22 protein-coding genes are annotated in these 25,001 nt (G+C 50.6%); 5 read left to right on the top strand and 17 right to left on the bottom strand.

All coding sequences use genetic code 11. The annotated features are described in order from the left end of the window. Nucleotides 1-370 precede the first annotated feature (370 nt). Nucleotides 371-2,647: a putative bifunctional diguanylate cyclase/phosphodiesterase gene (locus FHP88_RS02575; protein WP_144357430.1), complete on the bottom strand. Its 2,277-nt coding sequence runs from the start codon at nucleotides 2,645-2,647 to the stop codon at nucleotides 371-373. 346 nt (nucleotides 2,648-2,993) lie between these two features. Here FHP88_RS02575 and FHP88_RS02580 point away from each other — a divergent pair, with 346 nt between their 5' ends. Further along, nucleotides 2,994-3,857 (top strand): sterol desaturase family protein, encoded by an 864-nt coding sequence (locus FHP88_RS02580; RefSeq protein ID WP_144357431.1) that lies wholly within the window; start codon nucleotides 2,994-2,996, stop codon nucleotides 3,855-3,857. Here the strand turns inward: FHP88_RS02580 and FHP88_RS02585 are convergent, their stop codons facing one another. The 3 genes from FHP88_RS02585 to alaC all read right to left on the bottom strand — a co-directional run bounded on the left by FHP88_RS02585 (nucleotide 3,858) and on the right by alaC (nucleotide 7,568). Further along, the gene (locus FHP88_RS02585) at nucleotides 3,858-4,922 is read right to left on the bottom strand and encodes a hypothetical protein (protein WP_144357432.1); all 1,065 of its coding nucleotides are present in this window, start codon (nucleotides 4,920-4,922) and stop codon (nucleotides 3,858-3,860) included. Nucleotides 4,923-5,004: 82 nt separating this feature from the next. Next, nucleotides 5,005-6,318 (bottom strand): homoserine dehydrogenase, encoded by a 1,314-nt coding sequence (locus FHP88_RS02590; protein ID WP_144357433.1) that lies wholly within the window; start codon nucleotides 6,316-6,318, stop codon nucleotides 5,005-5,007. A 56-nt stretch (nucleotides 6,319-6,374) separates the two neighbouring features. Further along, on the bottom strand, nucleotides 6,375-7,568 hold the full coding sequence (gene alaC, locus FHP88_RS02595; RefSeq protein ID WP_144357653.1) for an alanine transaminase: 1,194 nt from the start codon (nucleotides 7,566-7,568) through the stop codon (nucleotides 6,375-6,377). Between the two features lie 175 nt (nucleotides 7,569-7,743). Here alaC and FHP88_RS02600 point away from each other — a divergent pair, with 175 nt between their 5' ends. Genes FHP88_RS02600 through FHP88_RS02615 form a run of 4 tightly spaced genes read left to right on the top strand, consistent with a single transcriptional unit; the run spans nucleotide 7,744 to nucleotide 9,661 of the window. After that, nucleotides 7,744-8,103 (top strand): Mth938-like domain-containing protein, encoded by a 360-nt coding sequence (locus FHP88_RS02600; RefSeq protein WP_260843141.1) that lies wholly within the window; start codon nucleotides 7,744-7,746, stop codon nucleotides 8,101-8,103. A 39-nt stretch (nucleotides 8,104-8,142) separates the two neighbouring features. After that, on the top strand, nucleotides 8,143-8,760 hold the full coding sequence (locus FHP88_RS02605) for a fumarylacetoacetate hydrolase family protein (protein ID WP_144357435.1): 618 nt from the start codon (nucleotides 8,143-8,145) through the stop codon (nucleotides 8,758-8,760). A 3-nt stretch (nucleotides 8,761-8,763) separates the two neighbouring features. Continuing rightward, nucleotides 8,764-9,225, top strand: coding sequence for a PaaI family thioesterase (locus FHP88_RS02610; protein ID WP_144357436.1), 462 nt, complete (start codon nucleotides 8,764-8,766; stop codon nucleotides 9,223-9,225). Next, nucleotides 9,212-9,661: a PaaI family thioesterase gene (locus FHP88_RS02615; RefSeq protein WP_144357437.1), complete on the top strand. Its 450-nt coding sequence runs from the start codon at nucleotides 9,212-9,214 to the stop codon at nucleotides 9,659-9,661. The genes FHP88_RS02610 and FHP88_RS02615 overlap by 14 nt, the downstream gene beginning before the upstream one ends. A 14-nt stretch (nucleotides 9,662-9,675) precedes the next feature. Here the strand turns inward: FHP88_RS02615 and purF are convergent, their stop codons facing one another. From purF to leuB, 13 genes are all read right to left on the bottom strand, one after another. Next, on the bottom strand, nucleotides 9,676-11,190 hold the full coding sequence (gene purF, locus FHP88_RS02620) for an amidophosphoribosyltransferase (protein WP_144357438.1): 1,515 nt from the start codon (nucleotides 11,188-11,190) through the stop codon (nucleotides 9,676-9,678). A gap of 43 nt (nucleotides 11,191-11,233) precedes the next feature. Further along, nucleotides 11,234-11,722 (bottom strand): CvpA family protein, encoded by a 489-nt coding sequence (locus FHP88_RS02625; RefSeq protein WP_144357439.1) that lies wholly within the window; start codon nucleotides 11,720-11,722, stop codon nucleotides 11,234-11,236. Between the two features lie 139 nt (nucleotides 11,723-11,861). Next, nucleotides 11,862-12,458 carry an SPOR domain-containing protein gene (locus FHP88_RS02630; RefSeq protein ID WP_144357440.1) on the bottom strand — a complete coding sequence of 199 codons (597 nt, stop codon included), beginning with the start codon at nucleotides 12,456-12,458 and terminating at the stop codon, nucleotides 11,862-11,864. Between the two features lie 111 nt (nucleotides 12,459-12,569). After that, nucleotides 12,570-13,832 (bottom strand): bifunctional tetrahydrofolate synthase/dihydrofolate synthase, encoded by a 1,263-nt coding sequence (gene folC, locus FHP88_RS02635; RefSeq protein ID WP_144357441.1) that lies wholly within the window; start codon nucleotides 13,830-13,832, stop codon nucleotides 12,570-12,572. A gap of 97 nt (nucleotides 13,833-13,929) precedes the next feature. Then, nucleotides 13,930-14,835 carry an acetyl-CoA carboxylase, carboxyltransferase subunit beta gene (accD, locus tag FHP88_RS02640; RefSeq protein ID WP_144357442.1) on the bottom strand — a complete coding sequence of 302 codons (906 nt, stop codon included), beginning with the start codon at nucleotides 14,833-14,835 and terminating at the stop codon, nucleotides 13,930-13,932. A 79-nt stretch (nucleotides 14,836-14,914) separates the two neighbouring features. Next, complete coding sequence (trpA, locus tag FHP88_RS02645; protein WP_144357443.1) at nucleotides 14,915-15,721, bottom strand: tryptophan synthase subunit alpha; 807 nt, start codon at nucleotides 15,719-15,721, stop codon at nucleotides 14,915-14,917. Beyond that, nucleotides 15,718-16,902, bottom strand: a complete 1,185-nt coding sequence (trpB, locus tag FHP88_RS02650; protein ID WP_144357654.1) for a tryptophan synthase subunit beta — start codon at nucleotides 16,900-16,902, stop codon at nucleotides 15,718-15,720. The genes trpA and trpB overlap by 4 nt, the downstream gene beginning before the upstream one ends. 10 nt (nucleotides 16,903-16,912) lie before the next feature. Continuing rightward, nucleotides 16,913-17,545 carry a phosphoribosylanthranilate isomerase gene (locus FHP88_RS02655; RefSeq protein WP_144357444.1) on the bottom strand — a complete coding sequence of 211 codons (633 nt, stop codon included), beginning with the start codon at nucleotides 17,543-17,545 and terminating at the stop codon, nucleotides 16,913-16,915. A gap of 140 nt (nucleotides 17,546-17,685) precedes the next feature. Then, nucleotides 17,686-18,471, bottom strand: a complete 786-nt coding sequence (gene truA, locus FHP88_RS02660) for a tRNA pseudouridine(38-40) synthase TruA (protein ID WP_260843142.1) — start codon at nucleotides 18,469-18,471, stop codon at nucleotides 17,686-17,688. Nucleotides 18,472-18,592: 121 nt separating this feature from the next. Beyond that, a complete protein-coding gene (locus FHP88_RS02665; RefSeq protein WP_186297572.1) occupies nucleotides 18,593-21,442 on the bottom strand; it encodes a FimV/HubP family polar landmark protein in 2,850 nt (949 codons plus the stop codon). Between the two features lie 102 nt (nucleotides 21,443-21,544). Then, nucleotides 21,545-22,570 (bottom strand): aspartate-semialdehyde dehydrogenase, encoded by a 1,026-nt coding sequence (locus FHP88_RS02670; RefSeq protein WP_144357446.1) that lies wholly within the window; start codon nucleotides 22,568-22,570, stop codon nucleotides 21,545-21,547. A gap of 89 nt (nucleotides 22,571-22,659) precedes the next feature. Continuing rightward, nucleotides 22,660-23,775: an aspartate-semialdehyde dehydrogenase gene (gene asd, locus FHP88_RS02675; protein WP_144357447.1), complete on the bottom strand. Its 1,116-nt coding sequence runs from the start codon at nucleotides 23,773-23,775 to the stop codon at nucleotides 22,660-22,662. Between the two features lie 54 nt (nucleotides 23,776-23,829). Further along, nucleotides 23,830-24,912: a 3-isopropylmalate dehydrogenase gene (gene leuB, locus FHP88_RS02680; protein ID WP_144357448.1), complete on the bottom strand. Its 1,083-nt coding sequence runs from the start codon at nucleotides 24,910-24,912 to the stop codon at nucleotides 23,830-23,832. Between the last annotated feature and the right edge of the window lie 89 nt (nucleotides 24,913-25,001).

The following is a 25,001-nucleotide window of genomic DNA, read 5'->3' on the forward strand; positions in this document are numbered from 1 at the left end:
GGCAGTCACAAATCAAATCAGGAAGGTATTGACTCTGACCCAAAAAAATATGATGCCCCAGTTTGAATTGCCAACAAAGTATATAACCAGATCTACGTTACTGCCTTCCCAGCGATTAAGGACGACATGATCATTACCAGATGCGTCGACAGTTTTTACTTGTAGTCGAAAGACAAGTTGGGTGGGCACAAAGACGTGCCCACGCGAGTAGGCTATTAACCGCCTTGATTAGACCAACACGGCAATATGTAGGTATGGGGAAGGTGTTCAGCATCCTGCCAGAGAGGATAATCCCTAATTTTTCGATAGGCTATCAAAGAACCGGGCTTGGGGGAATCAGTTCCATGCATAGACTGATCGTTCGCTCACCTCAATCATCAGTGGCGCATGCTTCAGAAACAGACTCCATTGATAGCTGTAGAATCTTGGTGAATTCATCTGCCGGTACGGGACGACTGTAATAGAAACCCTGCACTTCATCACAGGCTTCTGATTTCAGAAAGGCTTCCTGTGCATCTGTCTCGACACCTTCGGCGATGACTTCCAGTTGCAGGCTTTTTCCAAGCACGATTACGGCTCGAACAATGGCTTCGCTGTTCTTGTCATTGGGGATGTCTTTTACAAATGAGCGATCTACTTTCAGTTTATTGATGGGTAGGATTTTCAAATAACTGAGTGAGGAATAACCGGTACCGAAATCATCGATTGCCAGTGTAACGCCCAGCTCTTTGAGTGCACGCAGCGTGGAGATCGCCTCCTCTGCCTGCCGCATGATAAAGCTCTCTGTTATCTCCAACTCAAGGTACATTGGATCTAGACTGGTTGCTTCCAGAACGCGCTTTACCGTATGCACAATATCGCCGTGTTGCACTTGCTGGCCGGCCACATTGACGCCCATTCTGGGCAAGTCTAACCCGTCATCATGCCAAGTTTTGATCTGCCTGCACGCCTCATAAAGTACCCACTCCCCAATAGGAAGAATCAGTCCTGTGCTTTCAGCCAATGGTATAAACCTGTCCGGCGAGACCAAACCCAACTCTTTGTTTTGCCAACGTATCAATGCCTCCGCACCAATCAGTTTACCTGTATTGAGTGCATATTGTGGCTGATAGAAGAGTTGGAATTCATCCTGCCCCAGCGCCTTCCGTAACTGATTTTCCAGATACAACCGTTCAAGTGCGGCGCTGGTCAGGGCTTGCGTGTAAAAACAGTAGCACCCCTTCCCTTTATCTTTTGCCTGATGCATTGCGGCATCTGCGTTCTTGACCAGACTGGTAACATCATCACCATCATCGGGATAGAGGCTAATACCTATACTGGCACTGACATGAAGCTCATGATGGTCAATATTGAACGGTGATGCATAGGCCGCTAAAATATTACTGGCGAGTATTGCCACGCTTTCTGTATCGACAATATCTTCCAGAATAATAGAAAATTCATCGCCGGCAATACGTGCAACGGTATCCTCATCCCGCACCACCTGGTCCAGACGATCAGCCGCCACCTTCAAAACCTTGTCGCCAACTGGATGGCCTAATCCTTCGTTGATGGATTTAAAATTATCCAAATCCAAAAACATGACCGCGACCTGCGTCTTGTTACGATGTGCCCTCTGTATCGCGTGTTCTAATCGATCATTCAGCAGATGACGATTGGGCAGGCCTGTCAACACATCATGATGGGCAAGATACTCAATACGTTCCTGGGACTGTTTAATATTGCTGATGTCGGAGACAATGGATACATAATTGGTAATGCGACCACGCTCATCGCTCACAGCACTGATAGTAAGCCAAGCGGGATAGAGATCGCCATTTTTACGGCGGTTTATAATTTCACCACGCCACTGTTTTTTGGAATTGATTGAATTCCACATCGCTTGGTAAAACGCGTCATCCTGCTGCTGCGATCGCCAGGTCCGAGGTGTATTACCCAGCAGTTCATCTTCTGCATATCCACTGATATCACAAAAAGCCTGATTTACCGCCACAACCTTTATCGCTGCATCCGTGATTACCACACCCTCAGTCACATGCATAAAGATGCTAGATGCCTGTCGTAACTTATCTTCACCCTCTTTACGTGCAGTGATATCCAGATTGGTTGAACGCACGCCTGTCTGTTTTCCCTGTTCATCATAGATAGGCATACAGATATGATTGATCCATTTGATACGACCGTCTACCGTTCTCAGCCGGATATCAAAACTGTCGTTAGCGCCCCCTTCGTTGACGCTATGTACATGGTTTTGCCACAGGGGAAGATCTTCCGGGTAAATCAGTTGATCCATCAGACTCGGACGACGGTAGAAGTCATCGACAGAGTATCCCGTTATCTCAGCACACGACGGTGAGACATAGTCATAAACGCCATCCACTCTACGCAGATAGACAAACTCCTGTGCTTGATCGGCAATGGCACGAAACTGCTCACTGGTTACCTGAAGCGCTTTACGTAGGGTAAAGAGATAACCGACTAAAGTGCCGACTGCCAGTGCTACGAGTGTGGGAACGACATAGGTAGAAGGTTTCACCAGACCATACGCGACGAAACCATGAAGTGTGGAAACCGTCCAGAAACAGAAAAGGGCCACCGGAATAGTGATGTGATAATACCGGTGTGTTTTTTGCGCTCTCGTTAGCATAGGGAATACTTCGGGGAGAACTTACTTAGGAAGCTGGTGTGACGCAATGAACTAAAACTCCCCTTATGAGCCTATTTAAGTGACATGTATCATCCCTAACTATTAATTCCTATCAGGATAATCCCTTATTCATTGCAAGGCAATTTACACATTAAATTGCTCGGATATCGATCGTACTCTTGTAATCGGAAATATACAGTTAAAACATCTTATTGTTTTATCTATATTTTTTATGCGTATTGCAGCGCATGATGTTAATTCAAGTCCGCGCATAATTTTTCACCTAGGTATACCATTAAGCAAACGAAGGATTTTACCATGGCAACCTGGAGTAATTACTAAGATCATGAACTGGAACAGTTTCATCCTCGGCAATGAGATACCAATCAGACTGATTTTTTTCTTTGGCATGTTACTGGCCGTTGCCCTGTGGGAGATCAAATCACCTCGAAGAAAATTGACCCAACCCAAGACAATGCGCTGGCTAAATAATCTCGGCCTGACCTTTCTCAACTCATTGGTCTTGCGGCTGCTCTTTCCCGCGGCTGCTGTGGGTGTCGCCCTCTTTGCGCAGCAACAAGGGTGGGGATTGTTCAATTATTACCAGATACCACTGGTTCTTTCTGCGGTAATCACCGTCATCCTGATGGACGGGGTTATCTATCTGCAACATGTCATGGTGCATGCGGTGCCGCTGTTATGGCGACTGCATCGTGTGCATCACGCGGACATGGATTACGACGTGACAACGGGTGCCCGCTTTCATCCCATCGAGATTGTGCTTTCGATGCTGATCAAGTTTGCCACTATTTTGCTATTGGGGCCGCCTGTGGTTGGCGTGATAATTTTTGAGATACTGCTCAATGCAACGGCCATGTTTAATCATGGCAATCTGAAACTTCCAGTTGCTGTCGATAAGGTATTACGACTGTTTGTTGTGACACCGGACATGCATCGTGTACATCACTCTGTAGAGGATGATGAAACCAACAGCAACTTCGGTTTTAACCTTCCCTGGTGGGACAGGCTGTTTGGCACTTACAAGGCACAACCCCGTGCTGGCCATGAAGGGATGACTATCGGTATTGACCACTTTCGTGATCCCAGCAAGGTTGAACGGATTGGGGGCATGCTCATGCTGCCCTTTAGCGGAGACAGCGCCAGTTATACGATCAATAGACGCAGCTGGAGAAAGCCGACAGATGAGTAGCTATAAGCGTTGCCCATGCTGTCTCACGCTACTGTTGTCATCCAATCGCGCCATGATCGACCGGCTACGCTTCCAGAAACGACGCAGTGCTGATCGGTCTATTTGGTACTGCCGACCATTACAGGTATAGAGGAGAATACGATCAACCTTTCCATTTTTTATCCCGTCAATCAGAGGAGCCAGCCAATCATCAAGTGCAACCATCTCATTTCGCCAACGGTCTGGATCTGCACAGAGAACGGAGCGTTGCAAGCGATCGACATGTACCAGCACCTCTCCCTCTAAGTCATAGAGTGTGGCGGCCTCTTCAGGACTATCACTGATGGAGAGATTTGTTGCGCGGGCTAATCCCAGTAACAAGGGGTCCCGCCCATACAAGGCAGTGATTGAGGTTGCACAACGTGCGGCAAGTTGGCCACCCCCAGAAATCCACAGCCCACTGATAGCCCCTTTCCCTTCAGACTCTCGGCGGTCATTAATTTCCGCTGTGTAGAAGAGCATCTGAATCTCATTCAGCACGCCATGCCATTTGATGCCCTCTTCACCCTCTGGTAAAAACAGATCCATGTTGCGACCAAAGACATCCGTCAATTCATAGGTCTTCAGATCCGGTTTTGATTCCAGCGGCAGATACCAACGGTGGAGGTGCAATGGATCGATACACCACCCCTCTTCAGTAAAATGTGCATTGAACAGTTCAGCCAGCGCGCTTGCTTCTGCCTCAGTGAAGCCCAAGTCTTCAACATCAAATACCAACAGTCTGTCTTGATCAGGTCTAAGATAGACTGGACTTAGCTGAAGCCAGTAGCGTTCATCGACACTGCCGCCATCACCTATCCGTCGATAGGCCGCCGTAGGCAGATTAGATTTCTCATCTGCACTGATTCCAAAAAGATTGAACAGCGTAGACTCAAGATCTTTACCAGGATGTTTTACCTGATGGCCTTTTGCAAACAACCGTTCCAGATGGGGCAAACGAAGCTCGCCTCCCAACTGGTCTAGAGCAGGCATAGGTCCAAGTAAACCGGGGACAATCAAATGAATGTTCAGTGCCGCTTTTTTCATGGCTATCCAGTAAAAATAAAAAGGCCGTGGATCAACGTCTTTTTAACGTTATATCCACGGCCTCACGATCATACAACAGGGATCAGCCTTCAAGCTGCTCCATTCGAATACGCATGACATTTCCGGTGACTGAGGGAAGGGCTTCGATCTTGCTGATCGCCTCATTCATCTGTCGCTCCAGTACTTCATGGGTCAGCATAATCAGCGAAACCTGGGTATCACCCTCGGCAGGCTCTTTCTGTTGGATCGCCTCAATGCTGATCGCTGAATCGGCCAGAATACGGGTAATCTCCGCCATCACGCCCAACTCATCCGCCACCTGCATGCGCAGATAGTAGGCCGTCTCCACATCATCCATGCCGAGTATCTGCAGATCAGACAACTCATTGGGCTGGAACGCCAGATGCGGGACACGATTCTCTGGGTCCGTGGTCAGGGCACGCACGACATCGACTACATCAGCCACCACCGCAGAGGCCGTCGGCTCAGCCCCCGCACCCGCACCGTAGTAAAGCGTGGGACCGACAGCATCACCCTTCACCAACACGGCATTCATCACACCATCAACATTGGCGATCAGACGACGCTCAGGAATCAACGTGGGATGTACCCGCATCTCGATGCCTTTGGCGGTCTTATGGGCTATACCCAGATGCTTAATGCGATAACCCAACTCTTCAGCAAACACCACATCTTGACGTTCGATGCGGGTGATGCCTTCCGTGTAGGTCTTGTCAAACTGCAACGGAATGCCAAAGGCAATGGAGCTGAGAATGGTCAGCTTGTGAGCGGCGTCGATACCTTCGACATCGAAGGTAGGATCGGCTTCTGCGTAGCCCAAGGCCTGCGCCTCGGCTAGGACATCATCGAAATCCCGGCCCTTGTCACGCATTTCGCTGAGAATAAAGTTACCGGTGCCATTGATAATACCGGCAACCCACTCGATCTGGTTGGCTGCCAAGCCTTCACGAATCGCCTTGATAATGGGTATACCACCTGCCACACCCGCCTCAAAGGCAACCGTCACCCCATTCGCCTGAGCCGCTGCAAAAATCTCGTTGCCGTGCATGGCGATCAATGCCTTATTGGCGGTGACGACATGTTTGCCGTTCTCAATTGCCTTGAGCACCAACTCCAATGCAGGCGAGTAACCCCCAATCAGTTCGATGACAATCTCAATCTCAGGATTGTTGACTACTTGAAAGGCATCATCGGTGATCTCTATCTGGTCGAGACCATTGATAGATTCCGCATTGAATTCGCGCGCTGCCGCATGGGTGATTCGAATACCACGACCTGCCCGACGGGCAATCTCAGCCGCATTGCGGGTCAACACATTGACCGTACCGCCACCTACCGTACCTAAACCCAATAAACCTACTTTGACCGGTTCCAAAACACTTTCTCCCAAAACTTTTCACTTCAGAGCACTGCTGCTCTATGAAGACATTTTCACGCTTCCGCCAGTTTGGCGTCTTTACGAATCATCTCACGAATGCCGCGTACGGCCTGTCTAGTTCGATGTTCGTTCTCAATCAGACCAAAGCGCACATAATCATCACCGTGCTGGCCAAAGCCAATACCGGGCGCAACAGCCACTTTTGCTTCCAGCAACACTTTCTTGGAAAACTCCAAAGAACCCATTGCCAGGTACTGCTCAGGAATTTTTGCCCAGACAAACATGGTAGCCTTAGGTTTTTCTACCTGCCATCCCGCGGCGTTCAAACCGTCACAAAGAACATCACGACGACGTTGATACATGTCGCGTATCTCCTTTACGCAATCCTGCGGCCCTTCCAGCGCATGAATAGCGGCTACTTGTATCGGTGTAAACATGCCGTAATCCAGATAGGATTTCATTCTGGCCAATGCCGCCACCAAGGCCTTGTTTCCACACATGAAGCCAACACGCCAACCCGGCATGTTGTAACTCTTCGAGAGTGAGAAAAACTCTACAGCGATATCTTCTGCACCTTTTACTTGCAGGATTGATGGCGCCACATAACCATCGAAGGCGATGTCCGCATAGGCCAGGTCATGCACCACCCATATATTGTTCTGGCGGGCGATATCAATCACTTTCTCAAAGAACTCCAGATCCACACACTGCCCGGTAGGGTTGCCCGGAAAGTTAAGCACCAACATTTTTGGCTTGGGCCATGAATCGATAATTGCCTCTTCCAGTTTATCAAAGAAGTCAACATCGGGTACCAGGGGGACATGGCGAATATCAGCACCGGCGATGACAAACCCATAGGGATGTATCGGGTAGGCAGGGTTTGGCACCAACACAGAATCACCTGGCCCCAAGCAGGCCAACGACAAGTGGGCCAGCCCCTCTTTGGAGCCGATGGTGACTATCGCCTGAGACTCAGGATCGAGCGTCACATCAAAGCGTTTTTTGTACCAGCTACAGATCGCCTTGCGTAGACGAGGTATACCACGGGACATGGAATAGCGGTGTGTATCCTTGCGCTGGGCCGCCTCAACCAATTTATCCACGATATGCTGTGGGGTCGGTTGATCGGGATTTCCCATGCCGAAATCGATAATATCTTCGCCCCTCGCTCGCGCCGCCGCCTTCAAATCATTTACGATATTGAAAACATAGGGCGGTAAGCGTTTGATTCTGCTGAAATCTTCCATCTCGGGCGTTGACACTGGGACCTCGTTTACTTCATTGATTCAATGGGTGGAAAAAAGGGTTTAACGTAACCGAGCGACGACAGCCATGTCAATGTAATAAACTGTCAACTAAGGGGAATTTATTCTTTTTGCAGGGATTGCCGCAGCCTGCTATCTTGCCCCCATGAAATTTTCAGTGGCCGATCAATCTATAGGAAACATCATTCAAGCCTACACCGATGAGAGTGTGATGGTGAATGGTGTAAAGTTCACCCGCAGCCTGGTCATCATGGCTGAGCAAATCATCCCCGATTGGAAACCGGAATCCTTTGAGGGACTGACAGAAGCCGACTTCGTCTCCATTCTCGAAATGCGACCTGACCTGGTGGTACTTGGCACAGGCCCAAAGCAGCAATTCCCCATGCCGGCCCTTTATCAATCACTCACAAATGCCGGTATTGGTGTTGAGGTAATGAACACCCCTGCCGCCTGCCGGACCTACAATATCCTGACATCCGAGGGACGTAAGGTCATTGCTGCCCTGCTGTTTGGCTAGAGTCATCGTCCCACTTATCATTATCACCCAGGCAATCAGATGAACACCATACTCATTGACCAACGGTCAATCACCCCATCTAAAGTGGTCTGCATTGGTCGAAATTATGTCGATCATGCGAAAGAATTGGATAATGAGGTGCCGACCTCTCCGGTCATCTTTCTAAAACCCAACTCCGCCATCTGCGACGAATTGTATGCAGGTGATGTCCAGCCGTTACATTATGAAGGCGAGATCGCCTTGCTTATCATGGCTGGAATAATAGCGGGTGTGGGATTCGGTCTTGACCTGACCAACCGTGAAGTTCAGAACGAACTGAAGAGCAAGGGCCTTCCCTGGGAACGCGCCAAGGCATTCAATCGTGCTGCCGTTTTCAGTCAGTTTGTTTCACTGAATGACCCCGTGGAGACATTGAGACTTGAGCTAACCATCAATGGCGCACTTACCCAGCAAGGTGGATATGATCTGATGATCTTCAAGCCCGGTTATCTCGTTGAAGAGATCTCTCGCTCATTCACGCTTGAGGATGGCGACATCATCATGACCGGCACACCCAAAGGTGTAGGTGCATTCAAGCAGGGCGACCATTTTGTCGGCAGCATCTATTCAGGGGATAAACTGCTGATTTCCCAGGAATGGATAGCCCGCCAGGAGTAGGCCATGACAGCGGATGCGAAAGCCCTCTATCCACTCGACGGAATCCAATCGATCCTTGAAAAACTTCCTCATGTTGAGGCACTTGGCCTGACAGCCATTGAACTCAATCGAGGCTCCTGCCTGTTTAAAGTAGACTATGCACCACATCTGGTAGGCAATATTGAGTCAGGCGTTATTCACGGCGGGGTCATCACCACTCTACTTGACAGCGCAGGGGGAGCAGCCGCATTCACCGTGGTCCCTGCGGGCGCTTCAGTTGCCACGCTGGATTTGCGTATTGATTATCTAACACAGGCGGACAGGGAACGCTCAATCCTTGGCTTTGCTGAGTGCTATCGGCAAACCCAGCACATCGTATTTGTAAAGGGGCATGCCTATCACGAGTCACGCGATGACCCAATTGCCCATTTTGTTGCCAGCTTCATGGTCGGCTCTGTAGGATTCTCCCCTAATGCAAAACAGTAATACTTCTCTTTTTGATCAAGTGATGCAGCTGAAGGCAGACCAGGAGTTTGCCGCTATCAGCGCCCTGATTCCTTACAGTGCTTTTGTCGGTTTTGAGTTGCAGGTTGATGCGCAGGGATTACTGACCATCTTGCGTGGTAAGCGCAGTAACATCGGTAATACAACGATTCCGGCAGTACATGGTGGCGTGGTGGGCGCTTTGCTGGAACACGCGGGCGTGATGCACATCATACATGCCTGCGACATCAGCCGCTTTCCCAAGATCATCAATATCTCAGTAGACTATCTTCGTCCGTGCATTGGAAACCAGGACACTTTTGCCCGAGGCTATCTGATCAAGCAAGGGAGAAGCGTATCAAATGTACGGATTGAGGCGTGGCAATCTGATCAGCAGCGGCCCGTGGCTGCTGCCCATGCGCACTTTCTGATGGGTTAATCCCTGCCCGTTTGTTATTGGTTGTTGTGTAACCCAATCACCACATCACTGGAAGAACTCTTATCCTGCTTGGCTGAATCATTGCGAATCAGTTCAAGCTGTTCAAGATATTGTGGACTAACGTCTCCGGTCACATACTGACCGTCAAAAACAGCCGTATCAAATCGCTTAACGACAGACTTATCCTCTTTCTTAACGGCTGAGATCAAATCCTCAAGATCCTGGAAGATAAGACGGTCTGCGCCGATGATCTCCTGCACCTCTTCCACCGTACGGTTGTATGCCACCAACTCATGGGCAGAGGGCATATCAATGCCATACACATTGGGGTGCTTCACTGGCGGTGAAGCAGATGCGAAGTAGACTTTTTCAGCACCGGCCTCTCGGGCCATCTGAACGATCTGCTGCGAAGTGGTACCCCGCACGATAGAGTCATCCACCAACATGACCCGCTTACCTTTAAACTCAGAATCGATTGCATTCAGTTTTTGTCTGACCGATTTCTTTCTTACTTGCTGTCCAGGCATGATGAAGGTACGGCCAATATAACGGTTCTTAATGAAGCCCTCGGCATACTCCACCCCGAGCGCCGTAGCCAAAGCCAAAGCCGCGGTACGACTGGTATCGGGGATTGGAATCACAACATCAATATCATGATCAGGCCAGATACGCTTGATCTTTCCTGCCAGTTTGCTGCCCATTCTGGAGCGGGCTTTGTGGACAAAGATATTATCAATGATTGAATCAGGACGAGCGAAATAAACAAATTCAAAAATGCAGGGGGTATGCTCGGTATTAGCGGCACAGACACAGCTATGCAACTTGCCATTCATGTCAATAAAGATCGCCTCACCCGGAGCGAGATCCCGTACCCGCTCGAAGTCCTGAGAATCCAGCGCCACACTCTCAGAGGCGACCATGTATTCCGTACCAAGGTCAGTTTCACGCTTGCCAAAGACGATCGGACGGATACCATGAGGATCGCGGAACGCCACCATGCCATAGCCAATGATCATCGCTACAGCCGCATAACCACCACGGGAGCGTCTGTGCACAGCAGCAACGGCCTTAAACACATCATTCGCATCAATTCTTAACTTGCCCAGACTATGCAACTCATGGGCAAATACATTCAACAATACTTCTGAATCAGAAGAGGTGTTGATATGACGCAGATCTTCGCGATAGAGATCACCCTGCAACTCATCCGCATTGGTTAGATTGCCGTTATGGGCCAGCGTAATGCCATAAGGTGAATTGACGTAGAAAGGTTGCGCTTCTGCCGAGGATGAACTGCCCGCTGTAGGATAGCGAACATGTGCGATGCCCATGTTGCCTTTCAGATTTATCATGTGCTCTGTACGGAACACATCACGGGCCAAACCATTGTCCTTACGCAAATACAGCTTTCTGCCATCCATTGTGACAATGCCAGCGGCATCCTGACCGCGATGCTGCAACACAAGTAACGCTTCATAGAGCGCCTGGTTGACTGGACTACGCCCAAAAACTCCGACAATACCGCACATGATCTATCTACCCTTGAGAGTCGTCTCAATCGCTGATTAAGAGTTAAATGAACTTAAACTTCTCACCAATATCCGCAGGTAGCAGCTGCTTTAACCAGACTGCCAACTCTTGGAAATATCCGATCAGTTGTGACTCCTTCCACCAAGGATCGTTTGGAAAGGGGGTTAACCCTGCCAGTAATACCAGTATTGCTACTAGTATAGCTCCCCTCGCTGCTCCAAAGAGAATACCAATCATTCTGTCGGTGCCGCTTAGACCTGTTTTATCGACCAGCTGACCAACTAAAAAATTGACTAATGCGCCCAGCATGAGCGTCGCAATAAACAGGATGAGGAACGCGGCACCAAGACGTACCGATGGCACTGTAAACCAATCCAATTGCAGTGCTAACTCACGGAAAAAGGTCCAGGCAACCCAAAAGGCAAGTACCCAAACAGCTAATGACAGGGCCTCTCTGACAAATCCGCGGACCAGACTGATGACCGCAGATAAACCGATAATGCCTAGAATGACGTAATCAATCCAGATCATTCAATACATTCTCATCTGTACTAGAAAGCGCCAACTATTCATTTGGGAATTTTTATCATGATTGAACGGTTAATTTTATCAGAGGCTTAGCTACAGCAGAAGCACTTAATCCTGCTGAAACATTTGAAACACTCCTGCCTCAGGGATAGGACTTAATAGAACCCTTCAAATCTAATGACTTAAGATCTTTATTTAGACTAGCAAGCATCTTCTCCGCGAGCTTGCGATCAATCTCAGGCCCGACCTTCACTCTGAAGAGCGTCTTCCCATCCACATCCGCCTGTTCCATGAAAGCGGCATATTTCATCTCTCTGATCTGGGTGACCAGTTTTTCAGCATTTTCTCTGCTTGAGAAGCTACCCACCTGGACAACCCAGGCGGTCAAGCCCACTCGTGGCTCCACAGCGGGGGAATCCGTTTCCGGCTTCTCAACGACTGTATCTTGTGACACATCGGGTACGGGTGTAGTGACTGGCTTTTCACTGACTGTGGATTGAGCAGGCCTTTTTAGTGGGACGATTTCAGGACGGCGCTCTACCGGAGGTGTTGCCAAATTTTCATCCGCGGAAGGTATGACGCGCGATGAATACTCACGTTCTGGCTTGGGCGGGATATTGGTCTTATAGATACCCGTCTCAATGACCGGGTCATCATCCAGCAACATAGGAACAAATATCACTACCAGCGATACCAGGACGGTCGCGCCAACCAATCGTCTCTTTAATCCTTCATCCACGTTGAATGCCCTTTGCTGATATCCAGAGGAACCTCATTATAGGGATGGATGCACTTGGCATTCCAGGCCTAAACAGAATATTTGGTATTGTACCCGGTTACCCTGCAAATTTCAGAGCAAGGGCATCACATCGCCAACACTGTAGAAAGAACCAAAAACCACAATTCGATCGCCTTCCCCAGCTGCCGTTTTTGCGGAACTGAAGGCCTCCGTCACATGCTCAAAGCTGTGTCGTTGTGCAGATTCAATCCCTTGCGACTGCAGGATATCCTCCAGTTGTTCAAGAGTTGCAGCTCTTGCTGTGTTGATGGGATACAGATACCACTGATCAATACGTGGCGACATGATTTTCACCACTTCAGCAATCTGTTTATCCGCCAGCATAGAGAATACTGCAATAGTCTTCCCATGACAGAACATATCCCCCAGATTCTCAGCCAACGCGGTGGCCGCCTGGGCATTATGCGCAACATCAAGAATCACTACTGGATCCCGGCCGGTCACTTGATACCGACCTGGAAGCTTCGCCTCCTGCAAACCATACCGGACAGCACGCTGATCCAGTGGTAACTCCAGGCGCAGGCACTCCAACGCCATCAACGCGGCAGAAGCGTTCTGCAGTTGAAACCGCCCACGCATATTGGGAAGCGGCAGTGAATGCCGAGGATGCTCATGATGTAACCAGTCCCAGCCCTGATCCTGTGTGCGCCAACGGTAATCAATCCCGGCCATTAGCAACACCGCACCGGCCTCTTCTGCCGTTTTCTGTATCGTAGAGGGCATATCCAGATCAGCAAAAATAACCGGCTTATCTCTGCGCATAATACCGGCCTTTTCGACAGCAATGGCTTCACGAGTCGAACCCAGCCAAGAGGTGTGATCAATATCCACAGTTGTAATCACCGCAACATCCGGATCAATGATATTGACCGCATCCAGACGCCCGCCAAGCCCAACCTCCAAAACCGCCACGTCCAGTCCAGCTGCAGCAAAGAGCCGCAAAGCAGCCAAGGTGCCAAATTCAAAATAGGTGAGTGAGATATCACCGCGGGCCTGATCGACATCGGCAAAGGCTTGGCAGATTTGCTCATCGCTAGCCGGTTCGCCATCGATCATGATGCGTTCGTTATAACGCATTAAATGCGGTGAGGTATAGCATCCAACACGATAACTGGCAGATCTCAGGATCGTATCAAGGAACGCGACACAGGAGCCTTTTCCGTTGGTCCCTGCGACAGTAATGATCTTGCAATTCAATGACTTGGTTGCAAGCTTTTCCCAGACTGCCCGAACCCTTTCAAGGCCCAACTCAATCTCTTCTGGATGCAGCGTGGACTGCCATTCAAGCCAGTCCTGAAGATTAGAAAATCGCATCTGTTTTTTATCGATGAAATAGTATGTACCCCCCGCAATATTCGGGGGGAGAAGCTAGTCAAGAATAGACAGGCCGACCAGACTCAAACCGCTTGAATCACTCTTCAACTGGTGGCGCTATTAGTATCTCTGACTGTTCAGACACCGGCTTTGGCTGATGAGTCAGGATACTGAGGAGATCAGCCAGCTTATCGCGCATTTCGCGCCGATCCATAATCATGTCCAGCGTACCATGATCAAGCAAGAACTCACTGCGCTGGAACCCTTCTGGCAACGTTTCTCTAACTGTTTGCTCAATCACGCGAGGCCCGGCAAAACCAATCAACGCATTGGGTTCAGCAATATTCAGGTCACCCAGCATCGCAAAGCTGGCCGATACACCACCTGTTGTTGGATCTGTAAGCACAGAGATATAGGGGATTCCTTGTTGGCGCATCTTATTGAGTGCTGCACTGGTTTTCGCCATCTGCATCAGTGAGAAGAGCGACTCTTGCATACGTGCGCCGCCACTGGCGGAAAAACAGATAAACGGAATGCGCTGTTCAAGCGAGATATTCACCCCTTGGACAAACTTCTCCCCTACCACTGACCCCATTGATCCGCCCATAAAGCTGAACTCAAAGGCCGCAGAGACCACCTTTAATCCCTTCAAGGTGCCCTGCATCACGATCAAAGCATCTTTTTCACCCGTGCTTTTTTGTGCCTGGATGAGTCGGTCTCGGTATTTCTTGCTGTCTTTGAACTTCAGGGGATCTGCAGGTGCAAGATCAGCAGCCACTTCATGAAGCGACTCCGGATCAAGAAAGGCCGCAAGACGCTTGCGGGCGCCAATACGATTATGATGCGTGCACTTGGGGCAAACGTCCAGATTGCGTTCCATTTCTGCACGATAGAGCACGGCCCCGCAACCGGGACACTTTGTCCAGAGTCCCTCTGGGACACCGCGTTTGCTCCCGCCTTCCGTACGAATACGGCTTGGCATCAACTTTTCAAACCAACTCATGGTAACAATCCCGTTTGTACTATTTTTTGATTCTCAGAGGGGCCATATTCCGTCCGGACAGCACACCCCTTAATATACCCTAAACCAGGTCGATAGCCTGACGCATGGCGGTAAGGATCTGTGCGATAGCCGGGGCAATTTCATCCGGACGGTCACTCAACTCTTCCATCCTTTTCACCAGCACACTCCCGACGATCACGGCATCCCCAACCTGGGCCACTGCCTGGGCTTTTTCGGCGCTGTTAATGCCAAATCCGACACCCACTGGCAAGGCTGTGTGTTTGCGAATCTGTGCCGTCTTGGCGGCCACCTCGCCAATGGCCATGTGACTCGAGCCTGTTATGCCTTTTACCGAGACATAATAGACAAAACCACTGGCTGCATCACAGATGCGCTGCATACGCTCATCACTGCTGGTCGGTGCCAACAGAAAAATGGGATCGATATCCTTGGGTTTAATAGCCGCCAACAGATCGTCCGCCTCTTCCGGCGGTAAATCAACTGTTAACAGGCCATCGACACCCGCGTTTTGTGCCGCCAAGGCAAAGGTCTCATACCCCATTACTTCAACGGGATTCAGATACCCCATTAACACGACCGGCGTGTCTGCATCGCTCTCTCGAAACTGACTCACCATTGCCAACACATCGTGCAAGCTAACGCCATGTTCCAGCGCCCGCTCACTGGCACGCTGAATAACCGGGCCATCGGCCATGGGATCAGAGAATGGCACACCCAACTCAATAATATCAGCACCGGCTTCTACCATGGCATGCATCAAAGGCACGGTTACTTCAGGCCCAGGATCACCTGCCGTCACAAAAGGGATCAAAGCAACCCGGCTTTTCTCTTCCAACTGCTTGAAACGCTGACTGATCCTGCTCATATCTTCAATCCATCCAGTGCGGCTACAGTATGCATATCTTTATCACCTCGACCAGAGAGATTCACCAGGATTGTTTGGCCCTGATCCATCTCGCGTGCCAATTTCAAGGCATAGGCAATGGCATGACTCGATTCCAATGCTGGAATAATGCCTTCCACCCGGGTCAGGGTATGGAAGGCCGCTAAGGCTTCATCATCCGTCGCTGCAACATAGTTGGCACGACCAATATCTTTCAGCCAGGCGTGTTCGGGGCCAACACCCGGATAATCGAGTCCTGCGGAGATAGAATGCGTCTCAATGATCTGGCCATTGGCATCCTCCATCAGGTAAGTACGATTTCCGTGCAATACACCTGGCGTTCCCGCACACAGTGGCGCGGCATGTCGTCCCGTATCGAGCCCATCACCCGCTGCCTCGACTCCGTATATTTTCACGGTCTCATCATTCAGGAAGGGGTAAAAGAGACCGATCGCATTCGAGCCTCCACCGACACAAGCCACCAGGGCATCAGGCAAGGCTCCTGTCTGGCGTTGCATCTGCTCGCGAGCCTCACGTCCAATAATCGCTTGGAAATCTCGCACCATGGCGGGGTAAGGGTGAGGGCCAGCAACCGTTCCAATAATGTAAAAAGTATTGTCTACATTGGTGACCCAATCCCGCATGGCCTCGTTCAAGGCATCTTTTAGGGTTTTCGATCCTGACGATACCGATTCAACCTTGGCACCCAGGAGCTTCATGCGGTAGACATTGGCTTCTTGGCGGGCAATATCGACCTCACCCATGTAAACGACACACTCCAGCCCCAATCTAGCCGCAACAGTCGCCGTAGCCACGCCATGCTGTCCGGCGCCTGTTTCAGCAATAATGCGCTGCTTACCCATACGCTTCGCCAGCAACGCCTGACCAATCGTGTTATTTACCTTGTGCGCACCTGTGTGGTTGAGATCTTCCCGCTTGAGGTAGATTTGTGCCCCGCCATTCTCGCGACTCAATCTTTCAGCATGATAAACCGGTGAAGGTCTTCCAACGTAGTTGGCCAGATCGGCATCCAGCTCGGCCAGAAAAGTCTCATCTTGCATATACTTTTCGTAAGCCACACGAAGCTCATCCAGCGGCTCCATGAGGGTTTCAGACACAAACAGTCCACCATAGGGGCCAAAATGGCCTCGTGAATCTGGCATGCTGGTGAAATCAATCGGTTTCTCGGTTGGCACGCTCAACTCCTCGCATGAATGCCTTGATTTTCGTGTGATCCTTAATACCTTTCGCCTGCTCGACGCCACCACTCACATCCACGGCATAAGGCTTAACCTGGTGAATAGCTGATTCAACATTATCGGGCGATAGGCCGCCCGCCAGAATGATTCTCTCACGCAAGCTGGACGGTATGCGCTGCCACTCAAAAGTCTCACCTGTACCACCCGGAGTGCCCTTCTGATAACTATCCAAAAGCAGCCCTGAGGCGGATGCAAACTGCTTATCCAGATCAAGCAGATCAACATCCGGCCGCATCCTTACCGCTTTGATATAGGGACACCCCGAGGCCTCGCACATTTGTGCTGTCTCATCACCGTGAAACTGGATGAGATCCAGGCGGACCTGTGCCAGTGCTTCGGTTAATTCATCCTGAGTTGGATTCACAAACAGACCAACAACCGAGACAAAAGGGGGCAGATCTTTAACAATTTGAGCCGCCTGAGTGATCGTAACCGCTCGAGGGCTGGGTGGGTAAAATACCAAACCAATCGCATCCGCACCCGCAGTGATTGCCGCCATGGCATCTTCGGTGCGAGTAATTCCGCATATTTTGACCCGGGTTCTCATAGAAGGCCTAACAATACAGGATAGTGCTTGGATGAGAAAGATTGTACCTGTTCTCGAAAGAGAATTAATCCCCAAAAAAAACCGAGCCGTCAATTGATTCGTAAGCCGATATCAGAATCAATCAAGTTTGCCCGAGTGCATTACACTTTCGATGCCGATGGAAGCCCAAATTCTGCAGGATAGTCAACATCAACCAGATAAAGTCCCTGGGGAGGTGCGGTCACACCACCCAATGTCCGATCTCGATGATCCAGCACCTCCCGACTCCACTCCACCGGCTGATCTCCCCGCCCTATAGTCATCAACACACCGGCGATGTTACGCACCATGTGGTGAAGAAAGGCATTGGCAGTAATCTCAATGACCACCCGATCATTGATGCGATTTACAATAAGGTTCGTCACTGTGCGGACGGGGCTTTTGGCCTGACAACCTATGGCCCGGTATGAGGAGAAATCATGGGTACCAACGAGCGATTCGGCTGCCTGCTGCATCCGCACTTCATCCAGCACATGGTGAATCCAGACAGCACGATCCCGCCATATCGCTGACCGAGTGGGTCGATTCAATATCACATAGCGATAACTACGACTGGTTGCGGAAAACCGCGCATGGAACTCGTCAGAAACCTCATGCACCCAGTTGATATTCACATCATCCGGCAGATTCACATTAGTTCCCAACACCCAGCCTCGCAAAGAGCGAACAGCTGGCGTGTCGAAGTGAATAACTTGCCCTTCGCCGTGTACCCCGGTATCGGTTCTCCCAGCACAAAACACTCGCACCGGATGGGCGGCGACCTTGCCCAAAGCCTGTTCGATCTGTTGCTGGACAGAGCGGACCCCGGACTTTTGTAGCTGCCATCCATGATATGAGGATCCATCGTACTCCACACCCATCGCCAACCGCATATCATTACCCTTCATTAGGTATAGCCAATCTTTTAAGACACCATTGCCACTCTATCTGTAGTCGGTGGTATCTGCCGATCAGAATAACAAAAAAGGCGCACCGAAGTGCGCCTCTTCAACTCAGAGAGTCAGTATATCAGGACAACTTGTCCAGCAGCGCTTGTGCCTCTTGCTGCTGCCCTTCATTCCCCTCTTTCAACACCTCTTCCAGAATACTGCGCGCACCATCGGCGTCTTCCATATCCACGTAGGCACGAGCCAGATCCAGCTTGGTGTTGTTCTCATCCGTCAGGTCATCGCCAGATTCGCCTATCTGGTATTCAGTGCCATCATCCTCATCCAGATCATCCAGAGAGAACGAATCACCCAATTCCAGAGGTTGATCATCAACCTGATCAAGTTCAAGCGAATCAAAAGTTTGAGAATCAGTCCCTTCCATCGGTGCCGAATCACTGAAATCAATCACGGCATCACCTAACTGTTCAGCCTCTGAATCAGCATCAAGACGCAGATCATCCAATTCCGCACTCTCCAGTGGATCTTCAATTGAGAAGGCGCTCTCCTCATCCAGTAAGCCATCGGTATCCAGCTCACTCAATGTCATATCAAATTCTGAAGACGCCTCATCGACGCTCTCTTCAGGTGAAACCAGACTCAGGTCGGTATCGGCATCCAGCGTGAGGCTGTCGCTCTCTTCCACAGAGAGTACTTCGTCCTCGCTCTTTTCAACATCAAGATCCGTATCCAAATCCAGATCACCGAGACCGGAGAATTCAGATGAGTCATCAAAATCCAGCGAGGCGATCGACTCAAGCTCTTCAGTCTTGTCCGAATCAATCAGATCAACTGTGGTAGACACCTCATCTAAGCCCAGTTCATTGTCGAGGCCAAGTTCATCTTCCAGTGAGGCCAGCTCATCATCATCAAAATCTGCCGATCCACCTGCAGCGAATAGCGCATGGCCCGCCGCCAACTGGGCACCCATCGTGACCACTTTACCCCAAGCTTCTGGATCCTTTTGATCAAGTCCTTCTGCCGAGGTCGACTCAGCCAACGCGACGAAGGCATCCTTATCCTTCGTGGCATAAAGTATCTCAAACAATTTATGCTTCAGTTCAGTCCGTTCAGGGAACTTGTCGATGGCCTGTCGAATCAACTCTTCAGCCTGTTGATAGCGCCCATAGGCGATATAGACATCCGCCTCTGCCAGCGGATCTACTTCGCCTGTCTCGTCTTGGAGGGCATCAATGTCACTGGGCGAGAAATCACTCAGGAATGAAGTCTCTTCTGTCGGATGTGAAACCGGCTCCTGCGGCGTCGTATCCGTTACCTGCTCGGAGTCATTGTCGTCAATGGTGCTGATCAGGATACTCTCCTGGAAATCTGCACTATTGGAACGGCGACGGCTGATGGCTACCCAGAGCAGTGCCAGCAAGACAACAACACCCGCCACGGCAACACCCAACATAGTGGTGTCACCAGCAATCATATCCAGCAAACCCTCTTCTTCTGCAGGAGTTGCAGGTGGTGTTATCGGTTTTACTGCAGGCTCTGGCTCAACAACGGCCGGGGCCTGCTCCTCTGCAACGATGGGCGATTCTTCCTTAGCCTCATCCGCCATAACGGGTGAGTCAGTTTGTGGGGGAGCGGCCTCAGTTTGCTCGGTGGATTGATCAATCGAGAGATCTTTAATAATACTCTCTTTCTCACTCTCTTCAGCCGCGGCAGGCATCGGCTCATCTTGGGCCGTCGCCTCTTCAGATTCGACCATTACTGGTGAATCTGTGGCACCGTCCTGTACGGCATCTGCGACGATTTCAGGCGATGCTGCTTCTTCAGTCGCACCACCCAAATTCTCCTGCAGCTTGGCCAACTGTTCACTCTTGAGTGTCAGCAGTCGCTGTAGATCTTCGAGCTGTGATTCCAGATCACCGACACGCGAACGTACATTTTCAGCCTCTTGTAGAGCGGCCTGCTTGGCCTCCTCAGAAACAATCAGCTCCTGTTTTAGCTGCTCGAGCACTTCACCCTGATCAGCCCCTTCACTGGGACCTGCTGCGCCATCCCCACTGGGACGCGCTGAAGCAATCTTCAATTCAGCCTGGGGTTCAGGAGCACTCTCAGCGGGCATGTTGCTGCCCATTGATTCACTGACTGGCTGCTCATCTGCCGCCATTTCTGTCGGTTTACTATCAGCCTGCCACTCCTGTAACTGCTCACGATAGGCATTGGCCGCTTCGCGCTTATTGAGGTCCATAACCTCATCGGCCTTGGGAATGCGCAGGACTTGACCCACTTTCAGATTATTGATGTTTTCGTTTATAAAAGCCTGTGGATTAGCACGTTGTAGCGCGATCATCATCTGCTGCATGCTGGCACCATCAGTGCGAACCTGCTTGGCAATACCCCATAAAGTATCGTTACGTTTGGTTGGACCGTATTCACTTACGCTGGCTGAACCCGCCCAGGAAACATCGGAGGGTGCAACGGCGGATCGTGGGGTAGGTGCAGTGGGTTGGCTTGCAGCAATTCGCTGTTGGCGCTTCTGCTGCATGGGAGCAGCTTGTACAGGTGCAGGTCGTCGATCCAATGTTACTGGCGGATCCAAAAGCACTGTGTACTCACGAAGTAGCTTGCCTTTCGGCCAATTGACCTCAATAAGGAAGTTCAGGAAAGGCTCACGAATAGGGTCACGACTGGAAACCTGGATGATGGTTTTGCCATCTACGGTCTGGTCCGCCTGAAAACGCAGTTTACTGAGAATAAATGGACGCTCTATCCCTGAACGACGAAAGGCCTCGGGAGTAGCAAGATTGACCTTGATATCTCCAACCTCATCCTTATCCACCGACAACAGAGCGATTTCCGCATCAAGATATTGATTTAATGCAGATTTCAGCTGGATATCCCCCAAACCTACGGCCTGTGCGCCGAGTGGTGAAATACCCAATACCAAGGCCACAGCCAAGGATAATTTACGAACCATGTCTCCCCCTTCCATACCCGCTTCCCTTATTAATTCAGATAGGAAAATCCGGAAAATACCCACATCATAGAATGGACTTAATATTTGTTGCCTAACTATAGCTTACAAATAGTCTTTTTCCAAAATTTCAGCAATCTGAATAGTGTTAAGTGCCGCACCCTTTCTGACATTATCTGACACAATCCACAGATTTAGCCCTCTTGGATGAGAAATATCCTCCCGAATCCGCCCGACAAAGACACCATCTTGTCCAGCTGATTCGGTTACCGGGGTGGGATATCCGCCCTCCTCCCGGGTATCCATCACAACCACACCTGAGGCCTTTTCTAATAAGGACCGCGCCTGTTCAGCGCTGATTTTTTCCCGGGTCTCAATATGCACTGCCTCCGAGTGCCCGAAGAATACCGGTACACGAACTGCGGTGGGATTCACCTGGACCCGCTTATCCCCAAGAATTTTTTGCGTTTCCCAGACCATCTTCATCTCTTCACGGGTATAACCGTTCTCCATGAATTGGTCGATTTGTGGTAACACATTGAAGGCGATCTGCTTGGGATAGACGGCTGGCTTGATCGATTGTCCATTGAGCAACCGGGCAGTCTGCCCCGCCAACTCCTCGACCGCGCGGCTACCTGAACCGGAGACTGCCTGATAGGTACATACATTGATGCGTTCGATCCCAACGGCATCATAAATCGGCTTCAGGGCAACCATCATCTGGATGGTTGAACAGTTGGGATTGGCGATAATCCCCCGTGCCGGGTAATCCGCAATCGCGCCAGGATTGACCTCTGGCACCACCAGCGGCACATCCTCTTCATAGCGAAATTGTGATGTATTATCGATAACGACACAGCCCGCCTCAACCGCTTTTGGGGCATATTCTGCTGATATAGCTGCACCCGCAGAGAACAAGGCCAGCTGAACTTTACTGAAGTCAAAGTCAGCCAGATCTCGCACAACCAAATGCTTATCACCATATGCCACGCGCTTGCCTACGGAGTGCTCACTGGCCAGCGCATGGACCTCACCGGCGGGAAAGGACCTCTCTGACAGAATGGAGAGCATCGCCTCACCAACGGCCCCCGTAGCCCCGACAACAGCAATATTCAATTTATTTTCAGTCACTTGGTTTATCCCATAAATAACAAAGGGAGCCGGTTCAGCAGCACATCCTGGCTGCTGAACCGGCTCCCGGTCTAGTCTCTGGTGCTCTGTTACGCCTGCAGAAGTATACGCAGCATACGACGCAATGGCTCAGCGGCGCCCCATAACAACTGATCACCGACTGTAAATGCGGAGAGGTATTCACCTCCCATCGCCATTTTGCGCAGACGACCGACCGGCACACTCAATGTACCGGTAGCGACTGTAGGCGTCAGTTCTTTAACCGTAATCTCCCGATCATTGGGGATCACTTTGACCCAGTCATTGGCTGAAGCAAGCATTCCCTGGATCTCGTCCATAGGGATATCGCTCTTCAATTTGATGGTCAGGGCCTGACTGTGACAGCGCATGGCACCAATTCGGACGCAGAGTCCGTCGATCGGAACAGGATTATTACTACGACCAAGAATCTTGTTGGTCTCAACCCCGCCTTTCCACTCTTCGCGACTCTGGCCATTCGGCAGCTGGGTATCGATCCAGGGAATCAGGCTGCCTGCCAACGGCACACCAAAGCAATCCGTGGGGAAGCTGTCACCACGCATGGCCGCAGCCACTTGACGATCGATATCCAGAATAGCGGAGGCAGGATCATCCAATAGTGTTTTGACTGAAGCATGGGCCGCACCCATCTGACTCAGTAGCTCGCGCATGTTTTTGGCGCCCGCACCAGAGGCAGCCTGATAGGTCATGGCGGTTGCCCACTCAACCTGATCAGCATTAAACAGACCACCCAGGGCCATTAGCATCAGACTGACAGTGCAGTTGCCACCGATGAAATCCTTCGCACCCGATGCCAGGGCATCCTGAATCACATTCAGGTTGACCGGATCGAGAATAATGACGCTATCCTCTTCCATGCGCAGTGCAGAAGCGGCATCAATCCAGTAACCCTGCCAACCTGTACCACGCAGATCCTTATAGACCTGCTTGGTGTAATCCCCACCCTGGCAAGAGATGATGGCATCCATCGCCTTCAACTCTTCAATATCACTGGCGTCTTTCAACGCAGGTATTGGCTTTCCAATATCCGGACCGCCCTGACCCACCTGTGAGGTGGTGAAAAAGACTGGCTCATCAATTAGATCGAAATCATTCTCTGCCAGCATCCGTTCCATCAGAACGGACCCCACCATGCCACGCCAACCTACAAAACCAACCCGTTTCATTGCTATCACCTATATAAAATAAATTACTTCACTGCCCAAACGGCGAACGCGTGCTCAGCCTTCCCGTAGCGCCTTGACTACTGCATCACCCATCGCTTCGGTGCCGACCTTTTCGGTACCCTCTGAGTAGATATCCGGAGTCCGCAGACCCTGATCCAATGCACTGTTAACCGCCTTCTCAACCTGATCGGCCATTGCTGACTCATTCAATGAGTAGCGCAGCATCATGGCAACTGAGAGGATAGTTGCCAACGGATTGGCGACGCCCTTCCCAGAGATATCAGGTGCAGAACCGTGAATTGGCTCGTACATGCCCTTGCCGTGCTCATCCAGTGAAGCCGAGGGCAGCATTCCGATAGAGCCTGTCAGCATGGAGGCACAATCTGAAAGGATGTCACCAAACATGTTGGTGGTAACCATCACATCGAACTGTTTCGGCGCACGCACCAGCTGCATGGCAGCGTTATCCACATACATATGTGAAAGCGCTACTTCTGGATAATCTGCACCAACCTTGGTGGCCACATCGCGCCACATCTCGGTACACTCCAGCACATTGGCCTTATCCACAGAGCAGAGGCGCTTGTTGCGCTTCATGGCGATATCCATCGCAACACGTACAATGCGATCAACTTCAGATTCGCGATAGACCAGGGTGTTGAAGCCCTCTTTTTCGCCATTTTCCAGCTCACGAATACCCCGTGGCTGACCAAAATAGATACCACCGGTCAACTCACGGACAATCATGATATCCAGACCTGACACCACTTCTGGCTTCAAGGTTGATGCACCGGCCAGCTGTGGATAGAGAATAGCGGGACGCAGGTTGGCAAACAGGCCCAACTCTTTACGAATACCCAACAATCCCTTCTCTGGACGCACAGAAATATCCAGCGGCTCCCACTTGGGACCACCCACTGCACCCAGAAGTACAGCATCGGCTTCTTTCGCCAGATCGATCGTTGCCTGGGGCAACGGATGACCCGCTGCATCATAGGCCGCACCACCGATCAACGCCTCATCCATCTCGATATCCAGACCAAAGTCGTCGCGTAGACAGGCCAACACCTTGACGGCCCCCGTTACGATCTCTTGTCCAATACCATCACCCGGCAATACCAATATATTTTTGCTCATGTTTTAACCTTTGTTCTGTAATTCAATAAATATTCTTCACTGCACTGGGGTCGGAGTTGACACATCGACTCCGACCCCTTCGATGCTAT

The sequence above is a fragment of the Sedimenticola selenatireducens genome (assembly GCF_007625115.1).
Lineage (GTDB): Bacteria > Pseudomonadota > Gammaproteobacteria > Chromatiales > Chromatiaceae > Sedimenticola > Sedimenticola selenatireducens_A.

What these genes read in the sequence shown, in the direction of transcription:
- trpA (WP_144357443.1), bottom strand. Translation starts at nt 15,721, where the DNA reads ATGAGCAGGATCAGTCAGCGTTTCAAGCAGTTGGAAGAGAAAAGCCGG.
- folC (WP_144357441.1), bottom strand. Translation starts at nt 13,832, where the DNA reads ATGCGATTTTCTAATCTTCAGGACTGGCTTGAATGGCAGTCCACGCTG.
- asd (WP_144357447.1), bottom strand. Translation starts at nt 23,775, where the DNA reads ATGAAACGGGTTGGTTTTGTAGGTTGGCGTGGCATGGTGGGGTCCGTT.
- FHP88_RS02585 (WP_144357432.1), bottom strand. Translation starts at nt 4,922, where the DNA reads ATGAAAAAAGCGGCACTGAACATTCATTTGATTGTCCCCGGTTTACTT.
- FHP88_RS02615 (WP_144357437.1), top strand. Translation starts at nt 9,212, where the DNA reads ATGCAAAACAGTAATACTTCTCTTTTTGATCAAGTGATGCAGCTGAAG.
- FHP88_RS02575 (WP_144357430.1), bottom strand. Translation starts at nt 2,647, where the DNA reads ATGCTAACGAGAGCGCAAAAAACACACCGGTATTATCACATCACTATT.
- purF (WP_144357438.1), bottom strand. Translation starts at nt 11,190, where the DNA reads ATGTGCGGTATTGTCGGAGTTTTTGGGCGTAGTCCAGTCAACCAGGCG.
- truA (WP_260843142.1), bottom strand. Translation starts at nt 18,471, where the DNA reads ATGAAGGGTAATGATATGCGGTTGGCGATGGGTGTGGAGTACGATGGA.
- FHP88_RS02605 (WP_144357435.1), top strand. Translation starts at nt 8,143, where the DNA reads ATGAACACCATACTCATTGACCAACGGTCAATCACCCCATCTAAAGTG.
- FHP88_RS02580 (WP_144357431.1), top strand. Translation starts at nt 2,994, where the DNA reads ATGAACTGGAACAGTTTCATCCTCGGCAATGAGATACCAATCAGACTG.
- alaC (WP_144357653.1), bottom strand. Translation starts at nt 7,568, where the DNA reads ATGGAAGATTTCAGCAGAATCAAACGCTTACCGCCCTATGTTTTCAAT.
- FHP88_RS02665 (WP_186297572.1), bottom strand. Translation starts at nt 21,442, where the DNA reads ATGGTTCGTAAATTATCCTTGGCTGTGGCCTTGGTATTGGGTATTTCA.
- FHP88_RS02610 (WP_144357436.1), top strand. Translation starts at nt 8,764, where the DNA reads ATGACAGCGGATGCGAAAGCCCTCTATCCACTCGACGGAATCCAATCG.
- trpB (WP_144357654.1), bottom strand. Translation starts at nt 16,902, where the DNA reads ATGCCAGATTCACGAGGCCATTTTGGCCCCTATGGTGGACTGTTTGTG.
- FHP88_RS02625 (WP_144357439.1), bottom strand. Translation starts at nt 11,722, where the DNA reads ATGATCTGGATTGATTACGTCATTCTAGGCATTATCGGTTTATCTGCG.
- FHP88_RS02655 (WP_144357444.1), bottom strand. Translation starts at nt 17,545, where the DNA reads ATGAGAACCCGGGTCAAAATATGCGGAATTACTCGCACCGAAGATGCC.
- accD (WP_144357442.1), bottom strand. Translation starts at nt 14,835, where the DNA reads ATGAGTTGGTTTGAAAAGTTGATGCCAAGCCGTATTCGTACGGAAGGC.
- leuB (WP_144357448.1), bottom strand. Translation starts at nt 24,912, where the DNA reads ATGAGCAAAAATATATTGGTATTGCCGGGTGATGGTATTGGACAAGAG.